The organism is Corallococcus terminator (genome assembly GCF_003611635.1).
GTDB classification, from domain to species: domain Bacteria; phylum Myxococcota; class Myxococcia; order Myxococcales; family Myxococcaceae; genus Corallococcus; species Corallococcus terminator.
Window position 1 is genome coordinate 1 of sequence record NZ_RAVZ01000207.1, and the last position, 17,581, is coordinate 17,581.

General features: G+C 70.3%; 2 protein-coding genes. Both read right to left on the minus strand.

Annotated features, from left to right (window positions below; genetic code table 11):
- Window positions 1–1,705: condensation domain-containing protein (locus D7V88_RS26120; RefSeq protein ID WP_147448875.1), on the minus strand; the 1,705-nt coding region annotated here is incomplete at its 3' end.
- The coding region (locus D7V88_RS26125; RefSeq protein ID WP_120543352.1) for a non-ribosomal peptide synthetase at window positions 1,695–17,581 on the minus strand (15,887 nt) is incomplete at its 5' end. The genes D7V88_RS26125 and D7V88_RS26120, both read right to left, overlap by 11 nt.

Here is a 17,581-nt window from a genome sequence, read left to right on the forward strand (position 1 = left end):
CCCCACGCTCCACGCACAGACCCACGCGCGAGCCCCGCCCCACGCCCAGCTTCATCAGCCGGTGCGCGAGCTGGTTCGCCCGCGTCTCCACCTGACGGTACGTCCGTTGCTCCCCCGCGAAGTCCAGCGCCACCGCGTCTGGCGTGCGCTCCACCTGCGCCGTCACCAGCGTGTGGACGCACTGCTCCCTGGGGAACGCCGTGCACGTCGCGTTCCACGCCACCACCTGCCGCTGGCGCTCCTGCGCCGTCAGCAACTCCAGCCGCCCCACCTTCGCGTCCGGGTTCGCGACGATGGCCGTCAGCAGCACCTCCAGGTGCCCCGCCATCCGCTCCACCGTCGCCGCGTCGAACAGGTCGGTGTTGTACTCAATCGACCCGGAGAACCCCGCCGGCGTGTCCGACAGCGACAGCGTCAGCTCGAACTTCGTCGTCTGCGCCTCCACGCGCAGCGTGCGCAGGGACACCTCCGGCATCACCAGCTCCGACACCGGCGCGTTCTGCAGGATGAACATCACCTGGAACAGCGGCGAGTGGCTGAGCGAGCGCACCGGCTGGAGCAAGTCCACCAGCTTCTCGAACGGCACCTCCTGGTGTGCGAACGCCCCCAGCGACCGCTCCCGCACCTGCGCGAGCACCTGCCGGAACGTCAGCTCCGGCGTCACCCGGGCGCGCAGCACCAGGGTGTTGATGAAGAAGCCGATGAGGCCTTCCAGCTCCGCCCGGTTGCGGCCGGCGATGGGCGTGCCCACGCGGATGTCGTCCTGGCCGGTGTAGCGCGCCAGCAACACCTGCCACGCCGCCAGCAGCGTCATGAAGGGCGTCGCGCCCTCCTTCTGTCCCAGCGCTTTGATCGCCTCGGACACCTCGCGGGGCAACTGCACGAAGTGCTTCGCGCCGCGAGTGCCCTGCACCGCCGGACGCGGCCGGTCCGTGGGCAGGGCAATCACGTCCGGCGCACCGGAGAGCTGCTCCTTCCACCACTTGAGCTGCGCTTCCAGCGTCTCACCCTGGAGCCACTCGCGCTGCCACGCCGCGTAGTCCGCGTACTGGAGCGTCAGCGGGGGCAGCGGCGACGGACGGCCGTGGAGGAACGCGTCGTAGAGCGCGGCCAGCTCGCGGATGACGACGCCCATGGACCAGCCGTCGGAGATGGCATGGTGCATCGTCACGAGCAGGACGTGCTCGTGCTCCTGGGTGCGCAGCAGCGACGCGCGCACCAGCGGGCCCCGCGTCAGATGGAACGGGCGCAGCGATTCCTCGCGCATGTGCCGGTACAGCTCGCCCTGGAGGCCAGCGCCGGACAGGGCGCGCAGGTCCACCACGTCCAACGTCAGCGGCGACGGCGGCGCGATGACCTGCTCGGGCCCCGCTTCCGTGGTGCGGAAGGTGGTGCGCAGCGATTCGTGGCGCTCCTGGAGGGCGGTGAAGGCCCGCTCCAGCGCGTCCCGCTTCAGCTCGCCCTTCAGCTCGATGGCCAGGGGGATGTTGTAGAGCGTGCTCTCCGGCTCCAACTGGTCCAGGAACCACAGGCGCTGCTGGGCGAAGGACAGCGGCAGCGGTGAGCCGTCCCTGGGACGAGAGGCGATGACCGGCGCGCGCGCGGGCTTGCCCTGCTGGGCCTGCTGCTGACGCAGTTGCTTGAGCAGGAGGGCACGCTTCTCGGGGGACAGGGCTGCGATGCGCTTGTCGGCGTCACTGCTCATTGCTGGAAACCTTCTTGCTGTCGTCCTGGGGGAGTACTTCGTCAGAGGAAAGGAGCGCCTCCGCCTCTTCGGCGGACAGGTTCTCCAACTCCCCCATGAGTCGTTCGAGTTCCGCGGGATCTGCTTGCGCGGCCTGGGCCTGCACGATGTGGACGGCGAGGTTCTCCACCGTCGGGGACTCGAAGATGTCCCGGAGCGGCAGCTCCACGTCGAACGTCGTGCGGATGCGGGAGATGAGCTGGGTGCCCAGGAGGGAGTGGCCTCCCAGCTCGAAGAAGTCGTCGTGGACGCCCACCCGCTTGACGCCGAGCAGCTCCGCCCAGATGGCGGCCAGATCCTCTTCCAGCGCGTCACGCGGCGCGACGTAGACCTTTTCCAGTTCGGGCCGCTCGGAGTCCGGTGCCGGCAGCGCCTGGCGATCCAGCTTGCCGTTGGGCGTGAGCGGCAGCGCCGGGAGCGACACGAACGCCGACGGCACCATGTACTCGGGCAGGCGCGCGAGGAGCGCGTCCTTCAGCACGCGCAGGTCCAGCACTTCGCCCTCGCGCGGCACCGTGTAGCCCACCAGCCGGGGGTTGCCGGGCACGTCCTCGCGCAGGAGGACGACGGTGGCTTCCACGGCGGGGTGGTCCGCGATGGCCGCTTCCACCTCACCCAGTTCGATGCGGTAGCCGCGCAGCTTGAGCTGGTGGTCGATGCGGCCCAGGAACTCGATGTCCCCGGACGGCAGGTAGCGCACGAGGTCGCCCGTCGCGTAGAGCCGGCCGCCCGCGTCGGGACCGAAGGCATCCGGCACGAAGCGCTCCGCCGTCAGGTCCGCGCGGTGCAGGTAGCCCCGCGCCAGGCCCACGCCGCCCACGTGCAGTTGTCCGGGGACGCCCACGGGCACCGGCTGCCCCTGGTCGTCCAGCACGTACACCCGCACGTTCGGCAGCGGCGTGCCGATGGTGGGCCGCTCCGGATCCACGTTCGCCCGGACGGTGGCGCACACCGTCACCTCGGTGGGGCCATACGCGTTGAGGAAGCGCCGGCCGGGAGACCAGCGGCGCACCAGCTCCGCGGAGCACGCCTCGCCCGCGGCGGCCACGGAGGTGAGCGCCGGCAGGTCCTCGGCGGGGAGCTGCGCCAGCACCGACGGCGTCAATGTCACCGTGGTGATGCCGCGCGACTTCAGCAGGCCGTGCAGCGGCGAACCGGGCATCAGCTCCTCGCGCGGCGTCAGGTGCAGGGCCGCGCCTGCGAGCAGCGCGGAGAACGTCTCCCACACCGACGCGTCGAAGCCGAACGCCGCGAACTGGAGGACGCGGCTTGAAGGCGTGATGCCCAGGGCCGCGATGGCCGCCGTGGCCGTGTTGCACAAGCCACGGTGATGCAACAGCGTCCCCTTGGGCCGGCCCGTCGAACCCGACGTGTAGATGACGTACGCCAGGTGCTCCGGCTCCAGCTTCACCGGCGGCGGCGTCGCGGGATGTTTCGCGATGCGCGCCGCATCCGAGTCCAGGCACACCAGCAACTCACCCTGCGACGGCAATTCATCCGCCAACGCGTCCTGCGTGACGATGACCGGCACCGCCGCGTCCGCCAGCATGTAGGCCAGGCGATCGCTCGGGTACGAAGGGTCCAGGGGCAGGTACGCCGCGCCCGCCTTGAGGATGCCTAGGATGCCCACCACCATGTCGAGCGAGCGTTCCACGCACAGTCCTACCCGCGACTCCAACCCCACGCCGCTCTGCTTCAGGTGCCACGCGAGCTGATTGGCCTTCGCGTCGAGCTGCGCGTACGTCAGCGACTCCGCGCCGAACACCGCCGCCAGGGCACTGGGCGTGCGCGCGGCCTGCGCCTCGAACAGGGCGGTGGCCGTCGGGCCCGGCAGTTCGGCCGTGCGGGTGTCGTTCCACGTCTCCAGGAGTGTGTGGCGCTCTTCACGGGTGAGCAGGGACAGCGAGGACAGGCGGCGGGAAGGCTCGCGCGTCAGGCCCTCCAGCACCTGTTCGAAGTGCTTCGCCATCCGGGCGATGGTCGCCGTGTCGAAAAGGTCGGTGGCGAACTCCCAGAAGCAGGCGAGTCCCTCCGACGTCTCCTGCACCGCCACGGTCAGGTCCAGCTTGGCGCGGGTGGCCTCCTGGCCCACCTGGGTGAGCTTCAGTCCGGGCAGCTCCAGCCGCGACGCGGGGGCGTTCTGGAGCACCAGCTTCACCTGGAACAACGGGGCCTGCCCCAGGCTGCGCTTGGGGTTGAGCTCCTTCACCAGCTCCTCGAAGGGCAGGTCCTGGTGCGCGTAGGAGGACAGCGCCGTCTCCCGCGCGCGGCCCAGCAGCTCGCGCACGGTAGGGTCCCCGCCCAGGTCGCCGCGAAGGACGAGCTGGTTGACGAAGAAGCCGATGAGCCCTTCGGTCTCCGCGCGGTTGCGGTTGGCGATGTCCGTGCCCACCACGATGTCCGTGCGGCGCGTGTAGCGCGACAGCACCACCTGGAAGCCCGCGAGCAGCACCATGAAGAGCGTGACGCCCTCGCGGCGGCACAGGGCCTGGAGGTCCGCCATCACCGAGGGCGGCACCAGCGCCTGGAGCTGTTCACCGTTGTGGGACTGCACGGTGGGCCGGGGCCTATCCGTGGGCAGGTCCACCGTCTGGGGTGCGCCGTCCAGCTCCTTGCGCCACCACGCGAGCTGACGGGCCATGGCGCCCTGCTCCATCCACTGGCGCTGCCAGGCCGCGTAGTCCGCGTACTGGAGGGCCAGTTCGGGAAGCGGCGACGGCTGGCCCAAGCGGAAGGCCTCGTAGAGGGCCACGACTTCGCGCACGAGCACGGCCATGGACCAGCCGTCGGAGACGATGTGGTGCATGGTCAGCAGCAGCAGGTGATCCTGTTCAGCGAGCTTCAGCAGCGTCACGCGCAGCAGCGGCCCCTTCGAGAGATCGAAGGGACGCTTCGCCTCGTCCTGGGCCCGCTGGAAGGCCTCCGCCTCGCGGGTGGACTCGGGCAGTGAGCCCAGGTCCTGCGTGGGCAGCGGGACTTCCGGCACCGGTAGGATGACGTGGCGCGGACGGCCTTCCTCGGAGCGGAAGACGGTGCGCAGCGACTCATGGCGGCGGAACAGCTCCGCGAACGCCCGCTCCAGCGCGGCCACGTCGAGCGTGCCCTGGAGCCGGAGCGCCGCGGGTACGTTGTGGAACGCGCCCTGCGGCTCCAACTGATCCAGGAACCACAGCCGCTGCTGCGCGAACGACAGCGGCAGCGAATCCGTGCGAGGCACGGCCACCAGCGGCGGGACGCGAGGGCCTTCGGCGTCCTTCGCCTTGGCCTCCAGCAGGCGAGGCAGGAGCCCCGCGACGGTGGGCGCCTCGAAGAGGTCCCGCAGGGGCAGCTCCACCTGGAACACGTCCCGTGCGCGCGACACCGCCTGCGTCGCCCGGAGCGAGTGTCCACCCAGCGCGAAGAAGTCGTCGTGGACGCCCACCTTCTCCACGCCCAGCACCTGCGCGAAGAGACCGGCGAGCAGCTCCTCCTCCGGCGTGCGGGGCGCCACGAAGCTCGTGTCCTCACCCGGGCGAGCGGCCTCCGGCGCGGGCAGGGCCTTGCGGTCCACCTTGCCCGTCACCGCCACGGGCAGCGCGTCCAGCACCACGAAGGCGACCGGGACCAGGTAGTCCGGCAGCGTCCTGCGCAGCGCGGTCCGCAGCGACGCGGCGTCCACGGCGGCACCCGCCTTCGGCACCACGTAGCCCACGAGCCGCTTGTCGCCGGGCACGTCCTCGCGTGCGAGCACCACGCCCGAGGCCACGTCCGGGAGGGCCGTGAGCACGGACTCGATTTCGCCCAGCTCGATGCGGAAGCCCCGCACCTTCACCTGGTCGTCCTGGCGGCCCAGGTACTCCAGCGCGCCGTCGGCACGGCGGCGCACGCTGTCGCCGGTGCGGTACAGGCGGGCTCCCGGTTCGGGGCTGAACGGATCCGGCACGAAGCGTTCGGCGGTCAGGTCCGGGCGGCCCAGGTAGCCGCGACCCACGCCGTCGCCTCCAACGAAGAGTTCCCCCACCGCGCCCAGCGGTGCGAGCCGGCCCGCCGCGTCCAGCACGTACAGGCGCGTGTTGGCGATGGGATGACCGATGGGCACGGGGCCCGTGCGCGGTTCGGCCTCGCGGACCTCGTGGATACAGCAGCCCACCACCGTCTCGGTGGGGCCGTATTCGTTGATGAGCCGCGTGCCCGGCGCGTACCGCCGCCAGTGCTCCAGCGCCTCGTAGCCCAGGGCCTCACCGCCAATGACGAAGGCGCGAGCACGGCCGGGGGCGTCCTGCTCACCGAGCTGCGCCTCCAGCAGGCGCAGGTGCGCGGGCGTCAGCTTCACGAGGCTGTGGTCGGCCTGACGGCGCAGGGCATCGCCCAGGCCCTCCACCGCGCCCACGGCCTCATCCACCAGCACGGCGGGACGGCCCGCGGCGAGCGGTGCCAGCAGGCTCGTCACCGTGAGATCGAAGGAGAACGACGAGTGCACCGGCGCACCCTGCCCGTCCGCCACGCGGTACGCGTCCAGGGTCCAGACGAGGTAGTTGACGACGCCCCCGTGCGTCACCATCACGCCCTTGGGACGGCCCGTGCTGCCGGACGTGTAGATGACGTACGCGAGCGCCTCCGGCCGCGCCTCGACGTCCGGGCGCGTGGTGGGCTGGGATGCGAGCACGGCTTCCAGTGCGTCCAGGTGGACCACCGGGGCGCTCACGCCGGGCAGGCGCGCTTCCAAGGCCCGGTGCGTGAGCAGCGCGGAGAGGCCGGCGTCGCGGGCCATGTAGCCCAGACGGTCCTCGGGATAGGTCGGATCCAGGGGCACGTAGGCGCCACCGGCCTTGAGCACGGCCAGCAGGCCGACGACGAGGTCGGGGCCGCGTTCCAGGCAGAGGCCCACGCGGGACTCAGCACCCACGCCCAACGAGCGCAGGTGGTGCGCCAGTTGGTTCGCGCGCGCGTCCAGTGCGCCGGCCGTCATGTGGCCCGTGTTCCAGCGCAGCGCCTCCGCGTCGGGCGCCTGCGCGGCCCGGGCCTCGAAGAGCTGCTGCACCGCGAGCGCGCGCGGGTACTCCGTGCGCGTCGCGTTCCAGGTGTCGCGCAGCGCGTGCGTCTCTTCCTCGGACAAGAGCGTGACGTCAGCGAGCCGCTGTCCGGTCCGCGCGACCAGTCCCTCCAGGGCCCTGCGCCACTGACCAAGCAGGGCCATCGCCGTCGCCTCATCGAAGCGCGGCGTCTCATGGGCGAGCTTGAGAAACAGCTCACGGCCGGGGGCGGCCACCGCGGTGAGCGGGTAGTTCGTCCGTTCGAAGGCGTGGAAGTCGCGCACGTCCAACTGGCGGGCCTGCGTGTCCACCGTGGTGTCGACGGGGTAGTTCTCGAAGACGAGCAGCGTCTCGAAGAGGGGCGTTCCCCGGGGCACTTCGCTCCAGCCCTGCACCTGCACGAGCGGACTGTGCTCGTGGTTGCGCAGCTCCACCTGCTGCGACTGGAAGCGCTGGAGCCAGGAGACGACGTCCGCCTGTTCCTCCAAGCGGGCGCGCGCGGGCAGCGTGTTGATGAACATGCCCAGCATCGAGTCGACGCCCGACAGCTCCGAGGGGCGTCCCGCGACGGTCGTGCCGAAGACGACGTCGGACGTGTTCGCATGACGAGCGAGCACCAGGGCCCACGCGGCCTGCACCAGGGTGTTGAGGGTGAGCTGGTGCCGGCGTGCGAAGTTCTGGAGCGCCTCGGTGGTTGCGGTCGGCAGGAGCACCGCCTGCTCCGACAGACCTCCGGTGGCAATCGTGCGGGACGCCACGCCCGCCGGAAGCGGCGTGGCGGCGGAGAAGCCCGCCAGGGTGTCGCGCCAGAAGGTCTCCGTGCGCGCCAGGTCCTGACGCTGGAGCCAGGCGATGTACTCACGATACGCCGGGCCCTTCACGAGGGCCGGGGCATTGCCTTTGACCAGCGCGGCATAGCGGGTGAAGACCGCCTGGCGCAGGAGCGCCGAGCTCCAGCCGTCCGTCAGCAGGTGGTGGAAGCTCCACACCAGCCGGTACGCGTGCTCCTCCGTGCGGATCAGCGCCAGCCGCATCAGGGGCGCATGGGACAGCTCGAACCCGAGCGCCTTGTCCTCCGCGAGGAAGGTCTCCAGACGCGCCTGCTGTTCGGCGACGGGCAGCCCGCGCCAGTCGAGCTCCGTCCACGGCAGCGTCACGCGCGCATGCACGGCCTGGAGCGGGGCTTCCAGCCCCTGCCAGAAGAAGGACGTGCGCAGCACCGGATGGTTCGCGAGGACGTCCTCCCAGGCCTGCCGGAGGGCGCCCAGGTTCAACGCGGAGTGGAAGCTCCAGGAGCGCTGCTCGAAGTACGCACCCGACGCGGACTCCAGCAACGTGTGGAAGAGCATGCCCTGCTGCATGGGCGACAGGGGGTACAGGTCCTCCAGGTCGGGCACCGCCGCCATCACGCGCTCCAGCGCGGAGGCGTCCACCCGGGCGAGCGGGAAGTCCGTGGGCGTGCGGCGGGCCGCATCCTCCGACGCACGGGTCGAGATGAGCGTGCGCAGCGCGGCCACGAAGTCGCGGGCCAGGGACTCGATGGTGGCCTGGGAGTAGAGGTTCTCGCTGTAACCCCAGCTCAGTTGAAGCTGTCCGTCCAGCACCAGTCCACTGACGTCCAGGACGTGGCGGCGAGGTGCACGCGGACTGCGCACCGGGCCGCTGCCTTCACGGGCGATGCGGAAGGCGCTGTCCCCTGCTCCGGACGCGACGCCGTCGAACTGCCCCAGGTAGTTGAAGGACACCTGCGCGGGAGGCGCGGCGCGCAGGGCTTCCACCGTCGCGTCGTCGCCCAGGAAGCGCAAGAGCCCGTAGCCCAGGCCATTGCCCGGCAGGCGCCGCAGGGTGTCGCGGACCGCCCGCAGGCCGTCGCCGGAGCTGCCGGACACCGGCACCTCCAGCAGCACGGGATACACGGCGGTGAACCACCCCACCGTGCGGGAGATGTCCGCGTCCGCGAACAGCTCCTCGCGGCCGTGGCCTTCCAGGTTGACGCGCACGCGGGGCTGTCCCGTCCAGCGCGCCATCGACTGGACCAGCGCCGCGAGCAGCACGTCGTTGATCTGCGCGCGCCATGCACCGGGTACTTCCTGCAACAACAGCCGCGTCTCCTCCACGTCGAGCGACAGCGACACACTGCGCGTCGAGCCCACGACGTTCTCGCCCGCGGCCCTGTCCACGGGCAGCGGCGCGACGTTCCGGGCGCCTTCCAACCAGAAGGCACGCTCGGCCAGCACCTCCGGGGTGTGGGCATGGGCTTCCAGCTTGCGGGCCCACGTCTGGAAGGAGGTCGTCTTCGCGGGCAGCCGGACCGGATGGCCCGAGTCGAGCTGCTGGTACGCCGTCTCCAGGTCCTCCAGCAACACACGCCAGGACACGCCGTCCACCGCGAGGTGGTGCACCGCCAGCAGCAGGCGCGCCGTGTGGCCCGCTCCGCGCTCGATCAACATCGCGCGCAGCAGCAGACCCTCCTCCAGCACCTGGCTTGCCTGAACCTGGGTGGCGGCCTCCTGAAGGGCCAGTGCCTTCGCGGCTTCATCCAGCGCGGAGAGGTCGAGTCGCCGAAGCGTCAGGGGCTGTTCCAGGCCCGCGTTCTCCTGCGACCAGCCCGTGGCCTCGCGGGTGAAGCGCAGGCGCAGGGCGTCGTGGTGCGCGACGAGATGGCGGAGCGCCTGTTCCAGGAGCGCGGCGTCCACCGGACGGCGGACCTCGATCATCAACGACTGGTTGAGGTGATGCGGATCCACGACGTCTTCTTCGAAGAGCCGGCGCTGGATGGGCGTGAGCGGGACGGAGCCTCGGACCTCGCCCTGCTCCGCGACGACGAGCTGGGCGGTCGTGGCGACGCCCGCCAGTGCGGCGATCGTCTGGTGCTGGAAGAGCTGCCGGGTGGTGATGCGCAGTCCGGCCTGTGAGGCACGCGCGACGATCTGGAGGCTGATGATGGAGTCGCCGCCCAGGTCGAAGAAGTTGGCGTGGATGCCCACGTGATCAAGACGCAGCACCTGCGCCCAGATGCGCTCCAGGGTCTGTTCGGTGGACGTGCGCGGCGCGACGTAGTCCCGTGCGTCCGCCTCCGTGCGCTCCGGCTTCGGCAGGGCCTTGCGGTCCACCTTGCCGTTCGCGTTGAGTGGCAGCGCCTCCAGCACCACCAGCGCCGAGGGCACCATGTACTCCGGCAGCCGACCCTTCAGCTCGCTTCGCAGCGCCGTGACTTCCACCGTGTGGCCTGGCTTCGCCACCACGTACCCCACCAGCCGCTTGTCTCCGGGCACGTCCTCCCGCGCCACCACCACCGCCTCGCGCACGCCTTCGCATGCGCTCAGCCCCGCCTCTACCTCACCCAACTCCACCCGGTACCCGCGCACCTTCAACTGGAAGTCCACGCGCCCCAGGAACTCCAGCTTCCCGTCCTCCCGCTGCCGGACCTTGTCTCCCGTCCGGTACAGCCGCCCTCCTGCCTCCTCACCGAAGCCGTCCGGCACGTACCGCTCCGCCGTCAGCTCCGGGCGCCCCACGTACCCGCGCGTCACCACCGCCCCGCCCACGTACAGCTCTCCCGCCACTCCTCGCGGCACCGGACGCCCGCTCCCGTCCAGCACGTACATCCGGGCGTTCCCAATCGGCCGCCCCAACGCCAGCGTCGCCGCCCCTTCGTCCCACGTGCCTTCCACAGGGTTCGTCAGCACGCCGACCGTCGTCTCCGTCGGCCCGTAGTGGTTGAACACCGCGCACTCCGGCGCCAGCCGCTGCACCGTCTCCACCAGCGCACGGTCCGACGCCTCTCCGCCCACCACCAGCCGCTTCAGCGGCAGCACCTGCTTCGCATTCGGCCCACTCAGGAGCGCCCTCAGGTGCGAGGGCACCACCTTCAACCCCTCCACCCGGTGCGCCTGCATGTACGCGCCCAACGCCTCCGCGTCCGACGCCACTTCCTTCGCGACGAGGTGCAGCGTCCCCCCTCCGCACAGCATCGGGAACACCGCCGTGTGCCCAAGGTCCGCAGCCAGCGTCGTCACCGACGCGAAGCTCATTCCTTCCGCCAGCTTCAACCGGCCCCGTATCGTCTCCACGTAGTTGGCCAACTGCCGGTGCTCCACCACCACGCCCTTCGGACGTCCCGTACTGCCTGACGTGAAGATGGCGTACACCGGGTTCTCACCCCGCACGCCCGACTCCACGCGCTCGGTGCTCCCGCCTGCCTCTTCCACCGCTTCAACGAGGACGGTGGTGCATCCCAGCCCCGCCACGTCCTCCGCGTACGCTCGCTGCGTCACCACCACCCGCAGGCTTGCGTCCTCGGCAATCGCCTTCACTCGCGCCGCGGGGAAGGACGTGTCCATCGGCACGTACCCGCCGCCCGCCTTGAGGATGCCCAGCATCCCCACGATGGACTCCACCGTGCGCTCCACGTACAGGCCCACCAGCACCTCGGGGCCCACGCCTTGCGCCACCAGCGCTCGCGCCAGCCGGTTCGCCTTCGCGTCCAGCTCCGCGTACGTCAACTGCTTCCCGTCCGCGACCACCGCCACCGCTCCGGGCACTCGCTCCACCTGCGCCTCGAACCGCGCGGCGATGCTCGCAGACGGCACCGCTTCCGCCGTCTGGTTCCACGTCTCCAGCACCAGCAGACGCTCGGCGGCGTCCAGCAGCGGCAGCGCTCCCACGGACACGTCCGGGTCGGCCGCGATGCCTTCCAGGAGCACCCGCAGGTGCTCCACCATCTGCTCCACCGTCGTCCGCTCGAACAGCTCCGTGCTGTACGCGAGCGCACCGCGGAAGCCCTCATCCGACGCGGCGAGCGACAGGCTCAGCTCGAACTTCGTGTGCTCGCCCTCGACGGGCTCTGGGCTCAGCGTGAGGTCTGGCAGGGCGAGTCTGGTATCGACTGCCGTATTGAGCACGAGCATCGCCTGGAACAGCGGCGTGCGGCCCAGGTCGCGGTCCGGACGCAGCGCCTCCACCAGTCGTTCGAACGGCACCTCCTGGTGCGCGAACGCTCCCAGCGTCGTCTCCCGCACCCGCCCCAGCACTTGCCGGAAGCTGTCGGCCGGAGCCAGTCGCGTGCGCAGCACCAGCGTGTTGATGAACAGACCGATGAGGCCTTCCACCTCCGCTCGCGTCCGACCCGCGACCGGCGTGCCCACGCTGATGTCGTCCTGCCCGCTGTAGCGCGACAGCAGCACCTGCCACGCCGCCAGCACCACCATGAAGGGCGTCGCACCCTCGCGGCGTCCCAGCGCCTTCAGCGCGTCCGACAGCGGCTTCGACAACTGCACAGGCACCGAGCCGCCCCGGGACGTCGACGTCGCGGGACGCACCTTGTCCGTCGACAACTCCAACGCGGCCGGGGCTCCGTCCAGTTCGCGCCGCCACCAGCCGACCTGCTCCTCCAGCACCTCGCCCTGCAGCCAGTCGCGCTGCCATGCCGCGTAGTCCGCGTACTGCAACGGCAGCTCGGGCAGCGGTGAAGACCGGCCCTCGCTGAAGGCCGCGTAGAGCGCACCCAGCTCGCGCACCAGCACGCCCATGGACCCGCCGTCGGAGACGATGTGGTGCAGCACCACCATCAGCAGGTGCTGCCGCTCCCCAGTGCGCAGCAACGTCGCGCGCAGGAGCGGTCCCTGGCCCAGCTTGAAGGGACGCATCGCTTCTGCATGGGCCTGCCGCCGGACCTCTTCCTCACGCTCGGCTTCGGGACGGTCGCGGAGGTCCACCCGCACCAGTCCCGCCTTGAATTCGGCGGCGATGCGCTGGAAGGGCCGTCCTTCCGCGTCGGCGTGGAAGGTGGTCCGCAGGCCCTCATGGCGCTGGATCAACGCGTCGAACGCGCGCTCCAGAGCATCCGCGTCGAGAGTGCCCTCCAGGCGGATGGCATTCGGGATGTTGTAGAGCGGGCTGTCCGGCTCCAGTTGCTCCAGGAAGTACATCCGCTGCTGCGCGAACGACAGGGGCAGCGAATCCGTGCGCGGCACCGGAATGAGCGCCGGAGCCGGGCGCGTGTCACCGGCCCGTGCATCCACCTTGCGCGCCAGCTCCTCCACCGTGGGCGCGTCGAACAACTCACGCAGCGGCAGTTCCACGCCGAAGAGGCCGAACACGCGTGCCACCACGCGCGTCGCCAGCAGCGAGTGTCCACCCAGCTCGAAGAAGTCGTCCCGAGGCCCCACCCGCTCCACGCCCAGCACCTGCGCGAAGAGACCGGCCAGCAGCTCCTCGGTCGGCGTGGGAAGCCAGCCGAGGTCCGAGTCCTTGCGCTCCGCTCCGGCCTCGGGCTTCGGCAGTGCCTTGCGATCCACCTTCCCGTTCGCGTTGAGCGGCAGGGACTCCAGCACCACGAACGCCGACGGCACCATGTACTCCGGCAGCCGCCCCTTCAGCGCGCTTCGCAGACTCGTCGCGTCCGCCGTGTGGCCCGCCTGCGCCACCACGTACGCCACCAGCCGCTTGTCTCCGGGCGCGTCCTCTCGCACCACCACCACCACGTCGCGGAGGGATGGCTGCGCCCCCAGCGCTGCTTCCACTTCTCCCAGCTCGATGCGGAAGCCTCGCACCTTCACCTGGAAGTCCATTCGACCCAGGTACTCAAGGCTGCCGTCCCGGCCCCACCGCACCTTGTCTCCCGTGCGGTACAGCCTCGCTCCTGCCTTCTCGCTGAAGCCGTCCGGTACGAAGCGCTCCGCCGTCAACCCGGGCTGCCCCAGGTAGCCTCGCGCCAGGCCCTCGCCGCCCAGGTACAGCTCGCCCGGCGCGCCCACCGGCACCGGCTGCCCCTTCGCGTCCAGCACGTACGCCTGCGTGCCTTCCAGCGGGCGCCCAATCCTCGGCTCCGTCTTCGCTCCGCGCTCCACTCGCGCGTGCGTCGAGTACGTCGTGTCCTCCGTCGGGCCGTAGAGGTTGTTGACTTCCTTCACCTGCGGCAGTGCGTACAGCGCCTGCACCAGTCGGTTCGGCAGCGCTTCGCCCGCCAGGTTCACCGTCGCAACCGTCGACGGAATGCCTCCGCTTCTCACCAGCTCCGCCACCGCCGACGGCACCGTGTTCAGCAACGTCACGCGTCCGGCTTCCTTCAACGAGGCCAGCGCCAGCGCGTTCTCCGCCACCACCACCGTGCCGCCGCTCACCAGCGGCGCGAAGACTTCGAACACCGACAGGTCGAAGTTCAGCGACGTCGCCGCAAGCACGCCCTTCAACTGCTCCGCCTTGAACGTCCCCTTCGCCCACTTCAGGAACGCCACCGCGCTCGCGTGCGTCACCGCCACGCCCTTCGGTCGGCCCGTGCTTCCCGACGTGTACAGCACGTACGCCAACTGCCCTGCCGCTCCCGTGTTGCCCAGGCTCTCCACCGGGTAGCCGTTCAGCACCGTCGCGTCCGTGTCCAACCTCACGCGCTGGCCCGTGTACTCCGGCAGCACGTCCTCCAGGCCCGCCTGCGTCACCACCACCGGCGCGCCTGTCCCCTCCAGCATGTAGGCCAGTCGTTCCTTCGGGTACGTCGCGTCCAGCGGTACGTACGCCGCCCCCGCCTTCAGCACCCCCAGCAGCGCCACCACCATCGCTTCCGTGCGCTCCACGCACACGCCCACCCGGCTCTCCTCACCCACTCCCAACGTCCGCAGGTGACGCGCCAACTGGTTCGCTCGCGCTTCCACCTGCGCGTACGTCAGCTCCGCGCCTTCGTGCACCACCGCCACTGCTGCCGGCGTCTTCGCCGCTTGCGACGCGAAGAACCCGTGGATCGTCTGCGCACCACCCACCAAGCCGTCACGATCGAGGGCCGATACGCCCGCGAAGTGCTTCAGCACCTGCTGACGCTCTTCGGTTGCCAGCAACGGCAGGTCCCAGACGCTCGCGTCCGTATCGTTCGCGATGCCGTCCAGCAGCACACCCAGGTGCCCCAGCAGTCGCTGCGCCGTCTCCGCGTCGTACAGGTCCGTGTTGTATTCGAGCGACGCCGCGAGGCCTTGCTCCGTCTCCGCCATCCCCAGCGTCAGATCGAACTTCGCCGTCGCCCCTTCCGTCTCCAGCGACCGCAGCGCCAGCCCGGCGTTCGGACGCACCTCTCCCGTGTTCGGCGAGACCGTCTGCATCGTGAACATCACCTGGAACAGCGGCGTGCGGCTCAAGTCACGCTCGGGACGCAGCTCTTCCACCAGCTTCTCGAACGGCACTTCCTGGTGCGCGTACGCACCCAGCGTCTTCTCACGCACCTGGCGCAGCACCTGTCGGAAGCTCGCGCCCTCCTCCAGCTTCGTGCGCAGCACCAGCGTGTTCACGAAGAAGCCGATGAGTCCTTCCAGCTCCGTCCGGTTGCGGCCCGCGATGGGCGTTCCCACGCTGATGTCCTGCTGGCCGCTGTAGCGCGCCAGCAGTACCTGCCATGCCGCCAGCAGCACCATGAAGGACGTGGCGCCCTCCTGGCGTGCCAGCGTCTTCAGCGATTCGTTCAGTGCCTTCGGCAGCAGCAGGGACGCGTTGGCACCGTCGAAGCGCTGCACCGCCGGGCGAGGACGGTCTGTCGGCAGCTCCAGCGCATGCGGGGCGCCTTCCAACTGCTGACGCCACCAACCGAGTTGCGCCTCCAGCACGTCGCCCTTCAGCCAGCCACGCTGCCACACCGCGTAGTCCGCGTACTGCACCGCCAGCTCCGGCAGCGGTGACTCGCGGCCCGCCGCGTAGGCGCTGTAGAGCGCCGAGACTTCGCGCACCAACACGTCCATCGACCAGCCGTCGGACACGATGTGGTGCATCACCAGCACCAGCACGTGTTCGGTGGCACTCAGCCGCACCAGCGTCGCGCGGAAGAGCGGGCCCTGGCTCAAGTCGAACGGACGCAGGGCTTCCACGCCCACCTGCTTTCGGAGGGCCACCTCACGCTGTGATTCCGGCAGGCCGTCCAGCGCCGTGAAGCTCCAGGTCGCTTTCTGGACCGGAGCGACCACCTGGAAGGGCTGACCGTCGTGCACCTGGAACGACGTGCGCAGGGACTCGTGACGACGCACCAGTTCGTCGAAGGTGCGGCGCAGGGCCTCCACGTCCACGGTGCCACTCATCCGCACCGCCATCGGGAGGTTGTACGACGCGCTCCCGGGCTGGAGCTGATCCAGCAGCCAGAGGCGCTGCTGCGCGAAGGACAACGGCTCCCGTCCCGTCCGCGCCACGGCGTCCAGCTTCGGTACCGTCAACGCCTGTCCCGTGCTCCGGGCCGCCTCGACCTTGAGGGCCAGCTCCGCGACCGTGGGGGCCTCGAAGAGGGCTCGCAGCGGCAGTTCGACGTTGAACGCCGTGCGGATGCGCGACACCGCCTGCGTCGCCAACAGCGAGTGGCCTCCCAGTTCGAAGAAGCTGTCCTGGATGCCCACCTGCTTCACGCCCAGCACCTGCGCCCAGAGGTTCGCCAACACCTCTTCGGTTTCCGTGCGCGGTGCCACGTAGACCTTCGTGCGCTCCGCTCCGGCCTCCGGCTTCGGCAGCGCCTTGCGGTCCACCTTCCCGTTCGCGTTGAGCGGCAGCGCCTCCAGCACCACGAACGCCGACGGCACCATGTACTCCGGCAACCGGCCCTTCAGCGCGCTTCGCAGCGTCGCCACGTCCACGCGATGGTTCGGTTGAGGCACCACGTACGCCACCAGCCGCTTGTCTCCCGGCGCGTCCTCTCGCACCACCACCACCGCGTCGCGGATGGATGGCTGCGCCCCCAGCGCTGCTTCCACTTCTCCCAGCTCGATGCGGAAGCCTCGCACCTTCACCTGGAAGTCCATTCGCCCCAGGTACTCAAGGCTGCCGTCCCGGCCCCACCGCACCTTGTCGCCCGTGCGGTACAGCCTCGCTCCTGCCTTCTCGCTGAAGCCGTCCGGTACGAAGCGCTCCGCCGTCAACCCCGGCTGCCCCAGGTAGCCTCGCGCCAGGCCCTCGCCCCCCAGGTACAGCTCGCCCGGCACGCCCACCGGCACCGGCTGCCCCTTCGCGTCCAGCACGTACGCCTGCGTGCCTTCCAGCGGACGCCCAATCCTCGGCTCCGTCTTCGCTCCGCGCTCCACCCGCGCGTGCGTCGAGTACGTCGTGTCTTCCGTCGGGCCGTAGAGGTTGTTGACCTCCTTCACCTGCTGCAGTGCGTACAGCGCCTGCACCAACCGGTTCGGCAGCGCTTCGCCCGCCAGGTTCACCGTCTCTACCGTTGACGGAATGCCTCCGCTTCTCACCAGCTCCGCCACCGCTGACGGCACCGTGTTCAGCAATGTCACCCGGTGCGCTTCCTTCAACGAAGCAAGGGCCAGCGCATTCTCCGCCACCACCACCGTGCCGCCGCTCACCAGCGGCGCGAAGACTTCGAACACCGACAGGTCGAAGTTCAGCGACGTCGCAGCCAGCACTCCCCTCAACTGCTCCGCCTTGAACGTCCCCGTCGCCCACTTGAGGAATGCCACCGCGCTTGCGTGCGTCACCGCCACGCCCTTCGGTCGGCCCGTACTTCCTGACGTGTACAGCACGTACGCCAACTGACTGGGGACGCTGCTCGCGTTGCCCAGACCTGCTTCCGAGTACGCGGCCAACAGACTCGCATCCGTGTCGAGCCGCACGCGCTGGCCCGCGTACTCCGGCAGCACGTCCTCCAGGCCCGCCTGCGTCACCACCACTGGCGCGCCCGTCCCCTCCAGCATGTAGGCCAGTCGCTCCTTCGGATACGTCGCGTCCAGTGGGACGTACGCCGCCCCCGCCTTCAGCACCCCCAGCAGCGCCACCACCATCGCTTCCGTGCGCTCCACGCACACGCCCACCCGGCTCTCCTCGCCCACCCCCAACGTCCTCAGGTGACGCGCCAACT